Consider the following 231-nt stretch of genomic DNA (forward strand, 5'->3'; position numbering starts at 1 on the left):
AATCCTGCACGACCCACCATCTCAAAGTCGTAAATTCGAATACATCCCCAATCAAGTAAACACTCAGTCGCTAAGACATACCTCGACAAGCTGGTTGCAGGTTCAGGCCGAAGGCTAAATTCGCAGAATTTAAATCCTGCACGACCCACCATCTCAAAGTCGTAAATTCGAATACATCCCCAATCAAGTAAACACTCAGTCGCTAAGACATACCTCGACAAGCTGGTTGCA

The 231-nt window shown here is 45.5% G+C and carries 1 protein-coding gene; it reads right to left on the minus strand.

Features of this window, described 5'->3' with window-relative positions; all coding sequences use genetic code 11:
- On the minus strand, positions 1–231 hold a 231-nt coding region (locus tag G6Q48_RS22035; protein ID WP_166268428.1), incomplete at both ends, for a hypothetical protein.

The organism is Providencia sp. M-27 (genome assembly GCF_011077905.1).
Taxonomy (GTDB): domain Bacteria; phylum Pseudomonadota; class Gammaproteobacteria; order Enterobacterales; family Enterobacteriaceae; genus Providencia; species Providencia huaxiensis.